The sequence below is a fragment of the Arthrobacter halodurans genome (assembly GCF_041877255.1).
GTDB classification, from domain to species: Bacteria; Actinomycetota; Actinomycetes; order Actinomycetales; family Micrococcaceae; genus Arthrobacter_N; species Arthrobacter_N halodurans.
Genome location: NZ_JBHDLJ010000003.1, coordinates 239,272 through 255,835 on the forward strand (window position 1 = coordinate 239,272; position 16,564 = coordinate 255,835).

Sequence of the window (16,564 nt, forward strand, 5' to 3'; positions counted from 1 at the left end):
CGGCCGGCGCGAGTGATTGGTTTTTGCCAATCGATAGCCTAGGCGCACAGCCGCGGCGCCGCAAGGCCCCCGCACCACCCGGGAATCAACCCCGGGTCCGGAGCCTCGCGCCGACGAGCCTGGCCCGGGACTCTCGCGCCGGGCAGCGCCGCGCCGCGGTCCCGAACCCGCCATCTCAGGCCCGGATAAAGACGCACGTCGCGCTTCCGGAATCGATGCCGGTCTGGCTGACCGACTGGATCAGGTACCAGTAGGTGCGGCCGCGCACGACGCCGGTGTCGCGCCAGGACTGGGTCAGGCCGGTCCTGCGGCGCACCGCGCGCAGATAGGTGGCGGTGGACTGGATGTTCGGCACGGCCGCCCCGCTGGATTCCCACCGCCAGATGGCGATGTGAGTGGGGGGCTCCGCCCCGCTCTTCGACTCCCAGGTCAGCAAAATGCCCGAGCCGTACCAGGACACCGAGCGGATCAGTGGTGTCCACGGCCGCGCCGACACGAGGTGCGGCAGGGGAACCGGCAGGGCCGGGCGCGCGTAGTGGCGGGCCGCGAGGATGCCGATCGCGTTGAGCGGGTTCGCGCGGAATGCCGTCGTGTTGTAGAAAGCCTGTCCGACGACCCCGGGCACGGAGCGGCCCTTGGTGATGTGGTCGCGCAGTTCGTTGGGATCCTGCCAGGCGGGCTGGGCGGGGTCGCCGACCCGGTAGGCGGCCTCCCCCGTGTAGAGCTTGACCCGGGTGCCGGCCACCTGCCGGGCCCACCACGCCACCAGCACGTCGTAGTTGGCCGGCGGATAGCCCTGGTACCAGTACAGCTGCGGCAGGATGTAGTCCACCCACCCCTCTTTGACCCACTTCCTGCTGTCGGCGTAGAGCGCCGAATAGCTCTCGAGCCCGCTGGTCGCGGAGCCGAGCGCCGAGGAGGTCGAGTTGAGCCAGATGCCGAACGGGCTGATCCCGAAGGCCGCCCGGCGCCGGGTGGCCTTGATGGCGGCGTAGGTGTCGCGGACGAACACGTTGATGTTGTTCCGGCGCCAGTTCGCGATCGACGTGTAGCCGCCGCCGTAGGCGGCGAATGTCGCCGCGTCCGGCAGTGCCTGGCCGGCGACGGGGTACGGGTAGAAGTAGTCGTCGAAGTGGACGCCATCGACGTCGTACCGGCGCACCAGGTCCACGACGACAGCGCGGACGAAGGCGCGGACGGCGGGGATCCCGGGGTTGTAGTAGCGCCGTCCCCCGTAGGCGAAGCTCCACGACGGGTTCAGCCGCGCCGGGTGGCTGGCCACGAGCGAGGTCAGGTCCGCGTCCATGGAGACGCGGAACGGGTTGACCCACGCGTGCAGGGCCAGGCCACGGCTGTGCGCCTGCTCCACCGCGTAGGCAAGGGGGTCGTAGCCCGGATTCGCCCCCTGGGTTCCGGTCAGGTAGCGGGACCACGGCTCCCCGAGGGTCGACGACCACATGCGGTCCGCGGCGGGCCGGACCTGCAGGAACACGGCGTTGAGGTTCCGGGAGACGGCCAGGTTCAGGATGGACCGCAGTTCCGTCTGCTGGGCCGCGGCGCTGAGGCCGGTCCGCGAGGGCCAGTCGATGTTGAGGACGCTGGCCGTCCACAACCCCCGGAACTCGGTCCTGGGGTAGGTGCTGGAAGCCGACGTGTTGCGCGTGGACACGGTGTAGACCTTGTTCGTCACCACCGCGGCGGGAAGCGCCGTGCGCGGCCCCGCGGCCGCCGACGCGGGGCGGGCCCCGCCCGCGGCGGACGTTCCCAGCGCGAGGCCCGCCGCCGCCGTCACCGCCGTGGCCAGCAGGGCCCTGCGCGTCGGCGCCCGAGCCCCCGAGACATGAATGGGCTGGTCCTGCATGGTGGGGCCTCCCCCGGATCGCGCCCGGGGCTGACGCGCCCCGGGGACATCGTGCGATCACCGTACGCCCGGGCCGCGCGCTCGAGAAGGCTCCGGCGGTCACGATTCGGCGCACCTTGCGGGCCGCTCCACCGACGCGGGGAGCCGGGTCCGCAGTCGACCGGGTCACGGAGCCGTCCGGGTCCGCCAACGGACCGGCGCCCGGATCGACGACGGTGCTTAAACGCCGAGGGCCCGACCGGCGTCTGCCGGTCGGGCCCTCAGCGGTTCATCCCGAGGACTAGTCCTCGATCAGGACCTTCGTGACGTTGGGGTCGACCTGGATGCCCGGGCCGAAGGTCGTCGCGATGGTCGCCTTCTGGATGTAGCGGCCCTTGGAGGAGGACGGCTTCAGGCGAAGCACCTCTTCCAGCGCGGCGGCGTAGTTCTCGGCGAGCTTCTTCTGGTCGAAGGAGGTCTTGCCGATGATGAAGTGCAGGTTGGAGTGCTTGTCGACGCGGAAGTCGATCTTGCCGCCCTTGATGTCGTTGACGGCCTTGGCGACGTCCATGGTCACCGTGCCGACCTTCGGGTTCGGCATCAGGTTGCGCGGGCCGAGGATCTTGCCCAAACGGCCGACCTTGCCCATCAGGTCCGGGGTCGCCACCGCGGCGTCGAAGTCGGTCCAGCCGCCGGAGATCTTTTCGATCAGGTCGTCGGAGCCGACGAAATCGGCGCCGGCCGCGATGGCGGCCTCGGCCTTATCGCCGTTCGCGAAGACCACGACGCGGGCGGTCTTGCCCGTGCCGTTCGGCAGGTTGACCGTGCCGCGGACCATCTGGTCGGCCTTGCGCGGGTCGACGCCCAGGCGGAAGGCGACCTCGACGGTGGAGTCGGTGTTCGGCGAGCCGGTCTCCTTGGCCAGGGCGATTGCCTCGACCGGGGCGTACTGCTTGTCGGCTTCGATCTTGGCCGCGGCGGCCTCGTATGCTTTGCTGCGCTTTGCCATCTGCTTGTTCTCCTTATGCAGTCGTGGTCTGTATGGGTCGCGCTCGACCCTGCCACTGCGACGGCGGTGGCGCGCACTGGAAGGTGCGTTTCGCCGTCGTTCCTTGGTTTGTTGGGGGGGGTGCCTCCGGGGAGGCGGTGGGGGACCTAGCCCTCGACGGTGATGCCCATCGAGCGGGCGGTGCCGGCGATGATCTTGGCCGCGGCCTTGATGTCGTTGGCGTTGAGGTCTTCCATCTTGGTCGACGCGATCTCTTCCACCTGCGCCTGGGTCAGCTTCGCAACCTTGTCGGTGTGCGGGGTGGCGGAACCCTTGGCGACGCCTGCGGCCTTCTTGATGAGCTCGGCGGCCGGCGGGGTCTTGGTGATGAACGTGAAGGAGCGGTCCTCGTAGACGGTGATTTCCACGGGGATGACGTTGCCGCGCTGCGCCTCGGTGGCCGCGTTGTACGCCTTGCAGAACTCCATGATGTTGACACCGTGCTGACCAAGCGCGGGACCGATCGGCGGGGCCGGGTTGGCGGCGCCTGCCTGGATCTGCAGCTTGATGAGGCCGGTGACCTTTTTCTTCTTCGGGGCCATTTCGGGTCCTTCTTCTGATTGCGGTTCCCCGCCGCACAGGAGCGTGCTTCGGGGGGTTGACCGCCGTGGCGCGGCGGCCGGGTCGTCCCGGGCCGGTAAAGCGGCCGCCCCGGGGCGAAGAATGTGTCGCTACTGGATTTTGGTGACCTGGTTGAAGGACAGGGTCACCGGGGTCTCGCGCTCGAAGATCGAGACGAGAACCACCAGCTGCTGCGAGTCGAGCTTGATCTCGCTGATCGTCGCGGGCAGCGTCTCGAACGGGCCGTCGTTGACGGTGACCGACTCGCCGACGGCGAAGTCGACGTTGACCTGCGTGATCGGTGCGCGGCCCGGCTTGCCCGACTCGGACGGCGCCTCGGTGACCACGGTGTGCTCCAGCATGGAGTAGACCTCGTCCAGGCTCAGCGGCACGGGATCGTGGGCGTTGCCGACGAACCCGGTGACGCCGGGGGTGTGGCGCACGGCGCCCCAGGAGGCGTCGGTGAGCTCCATGCGGACCAGCACGTAGCCGGGGATGCGCACGCGGCGGACGATCTTCCGCGTGGTGTTCTTGATCTCCACGACCTCTTCCATCGGCACCTGGATCTCGTAGATGAAATCCTCCATGCCGAGGGTCTGGATGCGGGTCTCCAGGTTCACCTTCACGCGGTTCTCGTAGCCGGCGTAGGAGTGGATGACGTACCAGTCGCCGGGCTGGCGGCGGAGCTTGGTGCGGAATTCCTCGAGCGGGTCGACGGCGGGCTCGGCGTCGGCGTCCTCCGCCTCTTCGGCGTCGTCCGCAGCTTCGGCGTCGGCGTCGTTCTCTGATGCGGCCTCGGCGTCGCCGGACTCCTCGGACTGCTCGGGGGCGGCCGCCTCGGCGTCGACTGCCTCGGCCTCGTCGTCGCCCTCCGTGTCCGTGGCGTCGGAGTCCGCGTCGGCGACCTCGGCGTCCTCGGAAACGACGGAATCGGCCGGCGCCTCCACGGCGTCGGCCTCGGGTGCCCGCTCAACGACGTCGTCGCTGAACTGCGCTTCGAGTTCCTTCTCGGACACTACGGTTCCTGCTTTCTTAGACTGGTACACCAGAACTGTGAGATGGCGATCCGGACGACGGGGCGAACCCGAGGACTCGGGCCTACTGCTCCGGCTTGTCCGTGAAGACGAAGAGGGAGGCGTTGCCGAAGACGAAGTCCAGCGCGCTGACGATCAGCATCACCAGCACCACGAACCCGAGGACCATCAACGTGTAGTTGACCAGTTCGCGCCGGGTCGGGGTGACGACCTTCTTGAGCTCGGCGATCACCTGCCGCAGAAACAAGGCCAGCCGGGCGAACATGCCGGCCTTGGCGGGCGTGTCGCCCCGCGGCGTTCCCTGCGAGCTGCTCGCAGCCGTTTCGGTCACTGTGCCTCGTTTCGCGTTCTTCCATAGGGAAAAATCACGGCATACCGCAACCCTGCGGCCGCGACATACCGTGACGTGATTTCGCCGAGCACGCCACGCCGTATGCGTGGATTGCCACTGCGCAGGGCAGACAGGACTCGAACCTGCAACCTGCGGTTTTGGAGACCGCTGCGCTACCAATTGCGCCACTACCCTTCGGGATCGGGATCCCCCGGAATCCGCGGCTTGCGGGCAAGCGCGCTTCATCAGGGTGTATTCCAACACCGAAGAAAGAGTCTACGCAATCGATCCACACAAGTCGAACCGAACGCCACCGGCGCGCCGCGGGGAAGAATCCACGCGGCATCCACGCGGCGCCCGCGCGATCCCCGTTCGGTGGAAGCCCGCCCGGTTCCCGTCCAAGTGGGATCCCCCGGTTCCCGTCCAGGCGGGAGCCCGGTGCGCGACAGATGGGCGCCCGCCCGGTTCCCGTCCAGGATGGCGCCCGGCTCGTGCCCCCAGGCGGGCGCCGGGAATCTCCCGTCACTCGGCACGACGACCGTCTCGCCGCGTGACCCGGATTCCCGACCGGCGAGGGCCCCATGCGGGGGGGCTTGCGGCCCGGGAGCAGTCCCGCAATCGCCACCCCGCGCCGCCTTCAGCCGCCGCCCCGGCCGGCCGTAGGCCCCGCGCCACAAAACGTGATCCGTCGTGGCCATGTCGATAAGGTGGGATCGTCAGGACACGTTCCCCGCCGACCCAGGAAGCGAGACCATGCCACGCATCTCCCGACGCATCGGATCCATCGCAGAATCCGCCACGCTCGCCGTCGACGCCAAGGCCAAGGCGCTCAAGGCCGCGGGACGGCCCGTGATCGGCTTCGGGGCCGGCGAGCCGGACTTCCCGACCCCCGACTACATCATCGAGGCCGCAGTGAAGGCGGCCCACGACCCCCGCTTCCACCGCTACTCCCCCGCGGCGGGCCTGCCCGAATTGAAGTCGGCGATCGCAGCGAAGACGATGCGCGACTCCGGCTATGCGATCGACGCCTCGCAGGTGCTGGTCACGAACGGCGGCAAGCAGGCCGTCTACAACACCTTCGCCACGCTGTTGGATCCCGGCGACGAGGTGTTGCTCCCCACGCCGTACTGGACGACCTACCCGGAATCCATCCGGTTGGCCGGGGGCGTGCCGGTGGAGGTCTTCGCGGGCCCCGAGCAGGGCTACCTGGTGACGGTCGAGCAGCTCGAGGCCGCGATGACCGAGCGGACCAAGGTCCTGCTCTTCGTGTCGCCCTCCAACCCGACCGGCGCCGTCTACGCGCCGGAGGCCGTCGCCGAGATCGGCCGCTGGGCCGCGGAGAAGGGCCTGTGGGTCGTCACCGACGAGATCTACGAGCACCTCACCTACGACGGCGTCCCGTTCACCTCGATCGCCACGGCCGCGCCAGAGTTGGGCGACCGCGTGGTGGTCCTCAACGGCGTGGCCAAGACCTATGCCATGACGGGCTGGCGTGTGGGATGGATGGCCGGCCCCGCCGACGTCATCAAGGCCGCGACCAACCTGCAGTCCCACAGCACGTCCAACGTCGCGAACGTCTCCCAGATGGCCGCACTGGCCGCCGTGTCCGGACCATTGGACGCCGTCAGGGAAATGCACACCGCGTTCGACCGCCGCCGCCGCGCGATGGTCTCGGCACTGGGTTCCATCGAGGGGATCGAATGCCCGGTGCCGCAGGGCGCCTTCTACGTCTACCCCGACGTCCGCGGCATCCTCGGCCGCGAGATCGACGGCGTGCGGCCCTCGACGTCCGCCGAGCTCGCCGCGCTGATCCTGGAGAAGGCGGAGGTTGCCGTCGTCCCGGGCGAGGCCTTCGGGCCCTCCGGCTACCTGCGCCTCTCCTACGCCCTCGGCGATGCCGACCTGGCGGAGGGCGTCGGCCGGATCCAGGATCTGCTTGGCCGAGCGAAGTAGCCGAACGGTTCCCGCCACACGCCGTCCCGCGGTGGCGGGAGCCGCGTTGCGCGACTCCCCGCGCCACATCGGGCCGCTCCCGGCGGGCAGGGATAAGAAGACAGCGCGGATCTAACGTGCGTCCACGGTGCCGCCGCGGACCCAGCGCGGCGTGCTGCCCCATGTGGCGCCCGCTGAACTTGCCCGACCCAGAAAGTACCGTTCCACGGGCTCCAGGACGGACTCGGGGCGCACGAGGATGGGCTTCGCGGGCAGCACCAGGACGTCTCGGCCCTGGATCGTGAGCTCGTTCCAGCGCCTGCGGTCCTCGGCGAAGGATCGCTCGTCGGAGTGGTAGGTTCGGCCATCGATCTCGATCAGTAGGGAGCCGTCCACCTCCAGGTCCACGCGCCCGACCCCGCGAATCCGCCGCTGGCATACCACCGCGTAGCCGGCGGCCCGCAGGACATCCCGTGCCAGGGTCTCGGGGACGGACTCCGCACCGGCATCGATACGCTCGATCACCGCCGCTGCCCGAAGCGATCCGCGGCCCGCACTGAGGTCCTTCAGGTCATCGAGGGTGACAAGCCCCTTGACCACCGCGGATTCGGCGACCACCAGAGCCTCGCGATCCGGCAGGCACGCCAGGACCTGACGCAGGCAGACCCTCAGCGGGACGACGGGTCCATGGGACTGGCGCAGCCGGTGAACGCGGCCGTTCGACGGCGCGCGCACACCACGCGGGGAGCTCAGGTGCAGCCCCTGCCGGTTGTGCACCCAGAGCCCGTGGAACCGGGCGGCACTGACGCAGCCGAGCGAAGAGCCGAGGCTCAGCGCCGCGACGAGTTCCGGGGCGATGCCCGGCATGGCGTAGAGGCCGTAGCTCGGGCGGACCACCGTCCCGGCCGCGACCGCCGCACGCAGCTGCCGGGGCTGCACCCCCGATCCCGCCAGGGCCTTCCACCGCGCCAGTCCGCCCACGTCGGCGAGCGCCTCCTCCGCGTCCATGTGTCCACCCTGCCCAGGAGGGCACGCGGCTGGGCTGGGCTGACCCGGTTTGTGGACAGCCGGCGCCACATCGCCTCCCCGGAAACCTGTGCGGGGTAACCCGCAACCCGGACTGGCGCGGTCCCACCACGTCCCCACAGGCGTGGAACGGGACCATGTGGCGCTGGGTGGACGGAACCGGCGACATCCCACGGCGGAACGGCCCCCTGCGGCGCGGGCCGGACACACCAGCCACGGGTCGGGCTGGAACGGACCCCTGTGGCGCGGGCCGGACGCCTCCCGAGTGCCCCGCCGGAAAACCCCGCTAGAGGATCCTGCGGTCCACGGCCCAGCGGGTGAGCTCGTGGCGGTTTGAGAGCTGCAGCTTGCGCAGGACCGAGGACACGTGGCTCTCGACCGTCTTCACGGAGATGAAGAGGTCCTTCGCCACCTCCTTATAGCTGTACCCGCGGGCGATGAGCCGCATGACCTCCAGCTCCCGGGCGGAGAGCAGGTCCAACTCCTCGTCCGCGCTCACGGCGGCCTGCGTGCCGAAGGCGTCGAGCACGAACCCCGCCAGCCGCGGCGAAAAGACCGCGTCGCCGCCGGCCACCCGCGACACCGCGTCGGAGATCTCGCGCCCGGAGGCGGACTTGGTGATGTAGCCGCGCGCTCCGGCCCGGATGACGGTGACCACGTCCTCGGCCGCGTCGGAGACGCTGAGGGCCAGGAACCGCACGTCCGCGAGCAGCCCGGCGCATTGCGCCAGCACCTCGGCACCTCCGCCGCCCCGCCCGCCGGGCAGGTGCACATCGAGCAGCACGACGGCGGGCCGCAGCTCGTGCACGGCGCGCACGGCCTCCTCGACCGTCGCGGCCTCCCCGACCACGCGCAGGCGCGAGTCCAGGTCGGACTTCAGGCCGGATCGAAAGATGGCGTGGTCGTCGACGACGACCACGTTGATGGCTCCGGGCTCGCTCGCTTCGTTCATGGCGCACTCCTTGTGGGGTCTTCCGGGCGGTGGTGGGGCATGGTCAGGTGGACTTCCGTTCCCTCGGGGCCGCTGCGGATCGCGGCGGTTCCCCCGTTGCGGCGCATGCGCCCGAGGATCGACTCGCGCACGCCCAGCCGATCCTCGGGCACGGCGTCGACGTCGAAGCCACCGCCCCGATCCCGGACGAAGACGTCGACTCCGTCGCCGCGGGCCTCCACGTACACCGAGACGGTACCGCCGGCGTGCTTCGCGGAGTTCAGCATCGCCTCGCGCGCCGCCTGCAGGAGGGCGTCGTGCCCGGCCAGCCCGGTCAGCTGGCCGACGGACACCACCTCGATGGCGGCGGAGTGGCTGTCCTCCAACCGCGCGGCCTCGGCGCGGACCGCCTCGCAGATGTCCCCCTCGGCGACGGGCGTCTCGCGGTACAGCCATTGGCGCAGTTCGCGCTCCTGCGCCCGGGCCAGGCGCAGGACCCGGCCCTCGTCGCCGGCGCTCTTCTGGATCAGCGCGAGGGTCTGGAGCACGGAGTCGTGCAGGTGCGCGGTGATGTCCGCCCGCTCGGCGGCACGGACGCGCGAAGAGCGCTCGGAGACATAGTCGCGCCAGAAACGCAGGCCCCAAGGCAGGAGCACCAGCACGACGCCGGCCAGCACGGCCAGCGACACCAGCGCACCCGACCACAGGGACTCCCAGGTCACGGCCCCGGAGACCAGGAACACCAGCCCAGCGACGACCAGAGCGAGCCCACCGACGAGCCGCGCCACGCCGGCCGCCCGGTCCACCCCGGCGGAACGGCGCAGTCCCTCGCGTCGTACGGCATCGAGCTGGAGCCAGGCGACGAGGGCCCCGGCGAGCACCACGAGGAGGGGCCAGACGACGCCCCAGGCGATGCCCACGCCCACGAGTTGGGCGGTCAGCAGCCCGCCGACGACGAGCAGGCCGGCGCCGGCGAGGATCTCCCGCCCTCCGCGGCGCGGCCGATCCTGCACCGAACGGGCCGTCTCCGCCCAGGCCTCGAGGTTGCGGGTGATGGAGGCGGGCTTTCCCGCGGCCGAGCGGAGGGCGTCGCGCGCCGCGTCCTCCTCGTTCGGGACCAGGATCCAGAGCCAGGCATAGAGCAGGACGCCGGCGCCGCCGAGCAGCGCCAGCAGGACAAAGACCAGCCGCACGGCGCGCACGTCGACGCCGAGGTGCGCGGCCAGGCCCGTGCAGACCCCGGCGAGGACGCGCGTGCCGCCGCGCAGCAGGGGCGGGCGGTCGGGCGGGACTGTCATGCCCCCATCCAAACATGCTCGGGCGTCCGCAACCCCCGAACCGGGGTCCGCCCCGGAGATGATCGGGGGTAGATCAGGGTCGACCCCCATAGCGGCGCCCGCACCGCGGCGGAATCATGGGGACCATGAACAACGCACCTGTTGAGAGCCCCTTCTTCCGCTGGGTCCGCGAGCTCGGCGTCCACCGCAGCGAGGACCGCTGGATCGGCGGCGTCGCGGCGGGCGCGGGCCGTCGCTTCGGCATCGACCCGATTCTCGCCCGCGGCATCGTCGTGGTGCTGGCCGTCTTCACCGGCATCGGGCTTCTCCTCTACGGCCTGGCCTGGGCGCTCCTGCCCGAACCGGATGGGCGCATCCACGCGCAGGAGGCGGGCCGTGGCCGCTGGTCCGGGGGCATGACCGGTGCCCTCGTCTTCTTCCTGCTCGGCACCTTCGATCGGCCCGGCCCCTTCGGTCAGTGGTTCTTCGTCCCGGGGTGGGACGGGTGGTGGGGCGGCACGTTCTGGACGCTGGTCGTGGTCGGCGGCATCGTCTGGCTGGTGGTGGCACAGAGCAGGAAGCGGGGCCTCGAGAACCCGGCCGGAGGTCCCGGCCCCCTCGACGACGGTCCGCGGCGTCCCGAGGCCGGCGGCTACTCCCCTCCCGGTCCCGAACCGTACGGTCCCGAACAGTTCAGAGCCGCACCGGCCGGCGCCGATCAGCCCGCCCCCGCTGCCGCGGCCGGCGCTACGACGGCCGGCACGACGGCGACCGACGCAACGACGGCCGGCACGACGGCGACCGACGCAACGACGGCCGGCACGACGGCGACCGACCCAGGCTTTCCGGGCGATCCGTCGGCAGCCGGCTCGGATGCGGCCAGCCACGGATCCGTCCCGGACACGTCCACTTCCGGAGACGCGACCGCGCCCATCGCCCGGAACCACCCCACACTGCCACTGGCGGCCCATGGACGCGGATTGTCGGCACCGTTGGGCGACCAGCGCAGCGGACACTCGGCCACGCTGGGGTCCACCGCATCGGCCGCGGCGTCCGCGTCGAAGCCCGGCCAGGCCTCGTCCCCCCGCTACCCGGACCCGGACTTCCGGAATCCCGGCTTCCAGGATCGCGGCTTCCCGAACCGCGGTGCGCAGGCCGGCTACGAGCCACCGCGCGCGGTGCCGGCCCCCGCCGTGCCCGCGCGGACGAGCGAGCCGCTGCCCGGCTACGCGGTAGCAGTCGTGCTCGGCATCTCGATCCTCGTCGCGGGGGCGACCGTCCTGGCGGACATGTTCGCGCTGATCGATCTGGGGGACGACACGCTGGCCGTCGCGATGGCCGCAGCACTCACCGTGCTCGGCGCAGGTCTCGTCGGCGCGGCGGCGCGCCGCCACAGCGGCGGGGCGCTGACGGGCTTCGCGATCGCGCTGCTCGTCCCGACGATCCTGGTCTCCGGCGCCACCATCAACCGTTCCCAGGTGCAACCCTGGATCGGCCCGATCGCGGTGCACGAGGGCAACGAGTACACGTACGTCTTCAGCGGAGCGTCGCTTGACCTGACGCCCTGGGGAACCGACATCACGACCGACACGTCCCTCACGGTCAACACCGTGTTCAGCAGCCTGGACCTGACGGTGCCGGACAACATCCCGGTGGTCATCGAGGCCGACAGCGCCTTCTATTCGCTGACCATCGACACCCCCGAGGGCTCGACGACGCACTCCGGCATCGGCACCAGCGACAGCATCCCCATCAACCGGGGGGCGTCCGGCCCGACGCTGACCGTCAGCATCAACGGCGCCTTCAACAACGTCAACGTCACCACCCAGGAGGTCGCGCCATGAGCGAGTCAACCACCCCCCGCAACGACGGCGGCGCCACCAGCGCCGGCACCGCGCCCGACGCCGGCAGCGGCGCCGGCGGCCCGACGACCGGAGCGGGCGCACCGGGCGCGCCCCGCCGATCGGACACGCCGGCCGCGCCAACCACGGCGAAGGCGTCCGGGGCGGGGGCCGGGTCCGGCACGGACACGTCGGACCCGACGGCGATGCGCGTACCCATGGGCACCCTGGTCTTCGGCCTGGTGCTTGTCGGGCTGGGCCTGATCTTCCTCGTCGGGATCCTCTACGGCGTCAGCCTTGACCCCGGTGTGATTGCGGTGTCCATCCTCGTCGGCGCCGGACTGCTTCTGGTCGTCGGCGGCCTGCTCGCGGGGCGCCGGCGCGGCCGCGGCTGAAGCTCCGCGGCGGAGAAGCAACCGCTGTCGACAAGCAAGCCGACGACAGGCCCACGGCGCGGGCGGCCTACGCAGCCGCCAACGCGGCGGCGGCACCGCCCCGAAACCCACGCCGCCGATGGGCCCGCAACGAAAACACCCGCCGCCCCGCCGCGAACGCTCCCACCGCCCGCTCCCGCTAACGCCCGGGACCCACAACGTGAAAGGCTCTACCCATGCAAAACTTCTACTCGACCCTGCGATCCATCCCGTTCCGTCGCGGCCCGAAGCGGATCTTCGGCGGCATCGCCGGCGGCATCTCCGCCCGGACCGGCTGGGATGTGACGCTCGTGCGCATCGGCATCCTGTTGAGCTTCCTGCTGCCCGTCATCGGGATCGGCCTGTACCTGGTCCTGTGGCTGCTGATCCCGTTCCAGGACGGGACCATCCCCCTCGAGCGCTTCATCGGCCGCCACTAGGAACCACCGGGCCCTCCGGTCCCGCTGGGGCCGGCTCGGACGCACCGGGTCCCGCCAGGGCCTCCCCGGGCACTCCGGGCACGCCTGGGCACCCGGCCGCCCAGGCGTTCCTTCGCCCGGAGGAGGCCCCGGAATGCCCTCCCGGGGCGTGCTCCCGGGGCCCGTCCCGGGACGCGCGTGTGGTGGCCGTCTCATCGCGCGCTTGCTAGCATCGAGGCCGAGCCCAGTGTCGCGCTCCCATCCCTGACTTCCTTCGGGAACGAGCAACTGACGAAAGCTGAGCACTGATGCGCATCGGAATCCTCACCAGCGGCGGAGACTGCCCCGGCCTGAACGCCGTGATCCGGGGTGCCGTGCTCAACGGCATCAAGACCTACGACCACGAGTTCGTGGGCTTCCAGGACGGCTGGCGCGGCGTCGTCGAGGGCGACGTCGTCGACCTTCCGCGGCAGCGCGTGCGGGGCATCTCGAAGCAGGGCGGCACCATCATCGGCACGTCCCGCACCAACCCCTTCGAGGGGGAGCTGGGCGGCCCGCAGAACATCACGGCCACGCTGGAGCGGCTGGGCATCGACGCCGTCATCGCCGTCGGCGGCGAGGGCACCCTCGCGGCGGCCAAGCGCCTGACCGACGCCGGCCTCAAGATCGTCGGCGTCCCCAAGACCATCGACAACGACCTCGACGCGACGGACTACACGTTCGGCTTCGACACGGCGGTGCAGATCGCCACCGAGGCCATCGACCGGCTGCGGACCACCGGCGAGTCGCACCACCGCTGCATGGTCGCCGAGGTCATGGGCCGCCACGTCGGGTGGATCGCCCTGCACAGCGGGATGGCCGCCGGCGCGCACGCGATCCTCATGCCGGAGCAGTCGGTCCCCATGGAGCAGGTCGCCCAGTGGGTGCGCGAGGCCCACGAGCGCGGCCGGGCCCCGCTGGTCGTCGTCGCCGAGGGCTGGGTCCCCCAGGACACCGACGAGGCCTACTCGGACCGCGGGCTGGACTCCTTCGGCCGCCCGCGGCTGGGCGGGATCGGCGACCGGGTCGCGCTCGGGATCGAGGAGGCCACCGGGATCGAGAGCCGCGCCACCGTGCTGGGCCACATCCAGCGCGGCGGCGTGCCGACGGCCTACGACCGCGTCCTCGCGACCCGTCTGGGCATGGCCTCGGTCGACGCCGTCTCCGACCACGCGTGGGGCAACATGGTGGCCCTGCGCGGAACCAACATCTACCGCGTCCCCTTCCAGGCGGCGCTGAACAACCTCAAGCGCGTCCCGCAGCACCGGTACGACGAGGCCGCCATCCTCTTCGGCTAGTCTTCCTGCATGGAACTGGAGACCGGAACGCGTGCCATCATCGCCTTGGCGTGGGCGCGCCACCTGGGGCTGGCGGACTCCGCGCTGCACCTCGCGGCGCTTGGCGAAAGCTCCGACCGCGTCGAGGCGCGCGACGACGCCGCGGACACCGTCCGGTTCCTGCGGCTGGTGGGCGGGTCCGTCCTCGCGGGCCCCGGCTGGCTCGTGGACGCCGCCGCGGAGTACGACGACGAGGCGCTCGCGCAGGAGTCGACGCTGGTGCGCCTCATCCGGGACCACGGCGCCATGGACGCCCGCGGAACCGGGGAGTCCGCCCTCTACTACCTCGACGAGCCGCTCGACGTCGCGGAATCGGACTCGACCCTCGTCTCGCTCGAGGCCGAACACGCGCTGGCCCTCGAGGCCGAGTGTCCGCGCGACGACCTGGCCGGGGTGCGCCTCTCCGATCGGGAGCACACCTTCACACTGCTCGCGCAGGACGGCCACGCCCCGCTGGCCGGCGCGGGATACGACGTGTGGGAGGGACTCGTCGCGGACGTCGCGGCGATCACCGTCCCGGAGCTGCGGCGCCACGGCCTGGGGACGTACATCGCCGCCGTGGCAGTCGACGAGGCGCTCTCCCAGGGACTGGTGCCCCAATGGCGGGCCGGGGTGAGCCACCGCGCGGCGCACCTCACCGCCGACGAGCTCGGCTTCGTGCTCTGCGGCTCGCTCACGAGCGCGCGGATCGGCTAGCGCGGGCCGCCAACGAATCCGGCAGACCGGTCGACGCGCGGGACCGGGAAGCCCGCCGGTGCGCTAGCGCGGGCCGCGCATGAAGCCCTGCTGCCGCCCGACGACCTGTCCGGCGTCGGTCGCGACGATCACCTGCTGCGACGCGGCGTACAGCTCGTCCCCGTCGACGACGGACAGTGTCGCCGCGGGATCGACGTTGCGCTTGATGACCGCCAGCGCCACCGGCCCCGCCTCGTGGTGCAGCGCGGAGGACGTGACGCGGCCGACCGCCTTCTCCCCCAGCCGCACCTCGCTGCCCGGTTCGGGCAGGGTGTGGAGGCTGCCGTCGAGGTCCAGGAACACGAGGCGCCGCGGCGGGTGGCCGAGGTTGTGGACGCGGGCGACCGTCTCCTGCCCCTTGTAGCAGCCCTTGGTGAGGTGCACGGCCGTGCGCAGCAGGTCCAGCTCGTGGGGGATGGTCTTGTCGTCGGTCTCGGCGCCCATGCGCGGACGCCACGCGGCGATGCGCAGGGCCTCGACCGCCATGGTCCCGGCCAGGGGCAGTCCCTCGACGGACGACTCCAGCTCGGCGGCGGGCACCAGGTACTCCAACCAGACGCGCCCGGCGGCGGGGTGCTCACCGGCCGAGTAGGAGTAGCCGCCCTCGTTGACCCCGGGCCAGGGATCGCGCCAGGCGGTGCGCCCGGCCAGCGCGGGCACCTCGGCGCAGGAGCCGACGACGGACCAGTCGGCGCTGGCGTCGGCGACCTCGACGCGGAGCATGAAGCGCATGGAGTCGAGCCACGCGGCCAGCGGCGCGGCCTCGAACGACTCGACGATCAGCCAGGTCGTCGTCCCGTCGTCGACCACCCGGCAGTCGTGCTCGATCCGCCCCTGGACGCTGAGGAACAGGGCCTCGCCCGAGGCGCCGGGCGCCAGGCCCAGCAGCAGCTGGGAGGAGAGCGTGTTCAGCCAGCTCAGGCGGTCCGGGCCCGTGACGGTGACGACGCCGCGGTGCGACAGGTCGGCCACCGCCAGCCCGCGTTCGAGCCGGCGCTGCTCCGGGAGCGGCTCGCCGTAGTGGGCCGCGACGCCGGAGTCCATCCCGGAGCCGGCGACGGCCCCGGGACGGCCGAGCAGGGGCGAGGGGACGGCCACTAGGCGGCCTTCTTCAGCGCGGCCGACGCGTGCGCCGCGAGCCCGGCGCCGTCGGCGGCGACGTCCCAGCGCCAGTACAGGTCGCCGTGGACTAGCCCGAAGATGCGCGTTGCGGACGCGTACGGCTTGGAGTTGGTGCCGCGCATGACCAGGTCGGTGGCCAGCTGGATCTGCGGGCCCTTGATGCTGCCGTAGTACAGCTCGCTGATCCCGCCCGGGTGCACGATATTGACCTGGATGTTGAATCCGCCCGCCTCGTTGCGGAGCTCCTCGACGTCGTCCGCGGTCCGCAGGGCGGGCACGATCTCGGCCGGGTTCAGGCCCGGCCCGCCGTCCGCCTCGACGAGCGGGCGGTCCAGGGACCAGAAGCCGGACTCGACGGACAGCGGGCGCAGCCGCGTGCCCTCCTCGTCGGTGAGCCAGCTCTCGGCGCGGTACTGCAGGTAGGGCAGGCCGTTGTGGGTGAACTCGACCCGCTGCCAGAAGTGCGGGTCCTCGCCCTCCCCCGCCCCGAGACGGCCGGAGCCCTCCCAGGTTCCCAGGAGCCAGGACAGCGGAACGAGCTCCGGCGTCAGGTCGGTGGGTATTTCGATGGCCATCAGCTCGGGCCTGCGGCTACTTCTGGCCCTTGAACAGGCGCGAGACCACGAGGGCGGCGACGCCGGCCATGCCCAGGCCCGCGACCACGAGGAGGCTGAGGAA

At 71.4% G+C, this 16,564-nt stretch carries 16 protein-coding genes and 1 tRNA gene; 6 read left to right on the plus strand and 11 right to left on the minus strand.

Translation table 11 applies throughout. The features are described 5' to 3' along the window. Positions 1 to 175: 175 nt before the first annotated feature. From ACETWP_RS05600 to ACETWP_RS05625, 6 genes are all read right to left on the minus strand, one after another. Positions 176 to 1,861, minus strand: a complete 1,686-nt coding sequence (locus ACETWP_RS05600; RefSeq protein ID WP_373971226.1) for a glycoside hydrolase family 10-like protein — start codon at positions 1,859 to 1,861, stop codon at positions 176 to 178. Between the two features lie 280 nt (positions 1,862 to 2,141). Then, on the minus strand, positions 2,142 to 2,849 hold the full coding sequence (rplA, locus tag ACETWP_RS05605) for a 50S ribosomal protein L1 (RefSeq protein ID WP_373971227.1): 708 nt from the start codon (positions 2,847 to 2,849) through the stop codon (positions 2,142 to 2,144). 146 nt (positions 2,850 to 2,995) lie between these two features. Next, positions 2,996 to 3,430: a 50S ribosomal protein L11 gene (gene rplK / locus ACETWP_RS05610; RefSeq protein ID WP_373971228.1), complete on the minus strand. Its 435-nt coding sequence runs from the start codon at positions 3,428 to 3,430 to the stop codon at positions 2,996 to 2,998. 129 nt (positions 3,431 to 3,559) lie between these two features. Next, entirely contained in the window at positions 3,560 to 4,465 is a 906-nt protein-coding gene (gene nusG / locus ACETWP_RS05615; RefSeq protein ID WP_373971229.1) for a transcription termination/antitermination protein NusG, read from the minus strand. 82 nt (positions 4,466 to 4,547) lie between these two features. Further along, positions 4,548 to 4,814, minus strand: a complete 267-nt coding sequence (secE, locus tag ACETWP_RS05620; RefSeq protein WP_373971230.1) for a preprotein translocase subunit SecE — start codon at positions 4,812 to 4,814, stop codon at positions 4,548 to 4,550. 122 nt (positions 4,815 to 4,936) lie between these two features. Then, positions 4,937 to 5,009: transfer RNA gene (locus tag ACETWP_RS05625), tRNA-Trp, on the minus strand. 558 nt (positions 5,010 to 5,567) lie between these two features. On the opposite strand from ACETWP_RS05625, the gene ACETWP_RS05630 reads away from it, so the two are divergent. Continuing rightward, complete coding sequence (locus ACETWP_RS05630) at positions 5,568 to 6,767, plus strand: pyridoxal phosphate-dependent aminotransferase (RefSeq protein ID WP_373971231.1); 1,200 nt, start codon at positions 5,568 to 5,570, stop codon at positions 6,765 to 6,767. A 111-nt stretch (positions 6,768 to 6,878) separates the two neighbouring features. Here ACETWP_RS05630 and ACETWP_RS05635 read toward each other — a convergent pair whose 3' ends face one another. The 3 genes from ACETWP_RS05635 to ACETWP_RS05645 all read right to left on the minus strand — a co-directional run bounded on the left by ACETWP_RS05635 (position 6,879) and on the right by ACETWP_RS05645 (position 10,001). Then, positions 6,879 to 7,754, minus strand: coding sequence for a hypothetical protein (locus tag ACETWP_RS05635; protein WP_373971232.1), 876 nt, complete (start codon positions 7,752 to 7,754; stop codon positions 6,879 to 6,881). A gap of 304 nt (positions 7,755 to 8,058) precedes the next feature. Beyond that, the gene (locus ACETWP_RS05640; RefSeq protein WP_373971233.1) at positions 8,059 to 8,724 is read right to left on the minus strand and encodes a LuxR C-terminal-related transcriptional regulator; all 666 of its coding nucleotides are present in this window, start codon (positions 8,722 to 8,724) and stop codon (positions 8,059 to 8,061) included. Then, on the minus strand, positions 8,721 to 10,001 hold the full coding sequence (locus ACETWP_RS05645; protein WP_373971234.1) for a PspC domain-containing protein: 1,281 nt from the start codon (positions 9,999 to 10,001) through the stop codon (positions 8,721 to 8,723). The genes ACETWP_RS05640 and ACETWP_RS05645 overlap by 4 nt, the downstream gene beginning before the upstream one ends. Positions 10,002 to 10,126: 125 nt before the next feature. Between ACETWP_RS05645 and ACETWP_RS05650 the strand changes: the two genes are divergently transcribed. The 5 genes from ACETWP_RS05650 (at position 10,127) to ACETWP_RS05670 (ending at position 14,725) form a co-directional block, all read left to right on the plus strand. Continuing rightward, on the plus strand, positions 10,127 to 11,824 hold the full coding sequence (locus ACETWP_RS05650) for a PspC domain-containing protein (protein WP_373971235.1): 1,698 nt from the start codon (positions 10,127 to 10,129) through the stop codon (positions 11,822 to 11,824). Beyond that, complete coding sequence (locus ACETWP_RS05655) at positions 11,821 to 12,216, plus strand: hypothetical protein (protein WP_373971236.1); 396 nt, start codon at positions 11,821 to 11,823, stop codon at positions 12,214 to 12,216. The genes ACETWP_RS05650 and ACETWP_RS05655 overlap by 4 nt, the downstream gene beginning before the upstream one ends. Positions 12,217 to 12,431: 215 nt before the next feature. Then, complete coding sequence (locus ACETWP_RS05660; RefSeq protein WP_373971237.1) at positions 12,432 to 12,674, plus strand: PspC domain-containing protein; 243 nt, start codon at positions 12,432 to 12,434, stop codon at positions 12,672 to 12,674. A 287-nt stretch (positions 12,675 to 12,961) separates the two neighbouring features. After that, complete coding sequence (locus ACETWP_RS05665; RefSeq protein WP_373971238.1) at positions 12,962 to 13,990, plus strand: 6-phosphofructokinase; 1,029 nt, start codon at positions 12,962 to 12,964, stop codon at positions 13,988 to 13,990. A 9-nt stretch (positions 13,991 to 13,999) separates the two neighbouring features. After that, positions 14,000 to 14,725 carry a GNAT family N-acetyltransferase gene (locus ACETWP_RS05670; protein ID WP_373971239.1) on the plus strand — a complete coding sequence of 242 codons (726 nt, stop codon included), beginning with the start codon at positions 14,000 to 14,002 and terminating at the stop codon, positions 14,723 to 14,725. Positions 14,726 to 14,788: 63 nt separating this feature from the next. Here the strand turns inward: ACETWP_RS05670 and ygfZ are convergent, their stop codons facing one another. Next, the gene (gene ygfZ, locus ACETWP_RS05675) at positions 14,789 to 15,862 is read right to left on the minus strand and encodes a CAF17-like 4Fe-4S cluster assembly/insertion protein YgfZ (RefSeq protein WP_373971240.1); all 1,074 of its coding nucleotides are present in this window, start codon (positions 15,860 to 15,862) and stop codon (positions 14,789 to 14,791) included. Beyond that, positions 15,862 to 16,461 carry a heme-binding beta-barrel domain-containing protein gene (locus ACETWP_RS05680; protein WP_373971241.1) on the minus strand — a complete coding sequence of 200 codons (600 nt, stop codon included), beginning with the start codon at positions 16,459 to 16,461 and terminating at the stop codon, positions 15,862 to 15,864. Before ACETWP_RS05680 ends, ygfZ begins: the two co-directional genes overlap by 1 nt. Positions 16,462 to 16,564 lie beyond the last annotated feature (103 nt).

Bases quoted from the DNA above. Each gene is read 5' to 3' on its own strand.
- ACETWP_RS05665 (WP_373971238.1), top strand. From the start codon at position 12,962: ATGCGCATCGGAATCCTCACCAGCGGCGGAGACTGCCCCGGCCTGAAC.
- ACETWP_RS05635 (WP_373971232.1), bottom strand. From the start codon at position 7,754: ATGGACGCGGAGGAGGCGCTCGCCGACGTGGGCGGACTGGCGCGGTGG.
- rplA (WP_373971227.1), bottom strand. From the start codon at position 2,849: ATGGCAAAGCGCAGCAAAGCATACGAGGCCGCCGCGGCCAAGATCGAA.
- ACETWP_RS05670 (WP_373971239.1), top strand. From the start codon at position 14,000: ATGGAACTGGAGACCGGAACGCGTGCCATCATCGCCTTGGCGTGGGCG.
- ACETWP_RS05655 (WP_373971236.1), top strand. From the start codon at position 11,821: ATGAGCGAGTCAACCACCCCCCGCAACGACGGCGGCGCCACCAGCGCC.
- ACETWP_RS05630 (WP_373971231.1), top strand. From the start codon at position 5,568: ATGCCACGCATCTCCCGACGCATCGGATCCATCGCAGAATCCGCCACG.
- ACETWP_RS05645 (WP_373971234.1), bottom strand. From the start codon at position 10,001: ATGACAGTCCCGCCCGACCGCCCGCCCCTGCTGCGCGGCGGCACGCGC.
- ACETWP_RS05640 (WP_373971233.1), bottom strand. From the start codon at position 8,724: ATGAACGAAGCGAGCGAGCCCGGAGCCATCAACGTGGTCGTCGTCGAC.
- ACETWP_RS05660 (WP_373971237.1), top strand. From the start codon at position 12,432: ATGCAAAACTTCTACTCGACCCTGCGATCCATCCCGTTCCGTCGCGGC.
- ACETWP_RS05650 (WP_373971235.1), top strand. From the start codon at position 10,127: ATGAACAACGCACCTGTTGAGAGCCCCTTCTTCCGCTGGGTCCGCGAG.
- rplK (WP_373971228.1), bottom strand. From the start codon at position 3,430: ATGGCCCCGAAGAAGAAAAAGGTCACCGGCCTCATCAAGCTGCAGATC.
- ACETWP_RS05680 (WP_373971241.1), bottom strand. From the start codon at position 16,461: ATGGCCATCGAAATACCCACCGACCTGACGCCGGAGCTCGTTCCGCTG.
- ACETWP_RS05600 (WP_373971226.1), bottom strand. From the start codon at position 1,861: ATGCAGGACCAGCCCATTCATGTCTCGGGGGCTCGGGCGCCGACGCGC.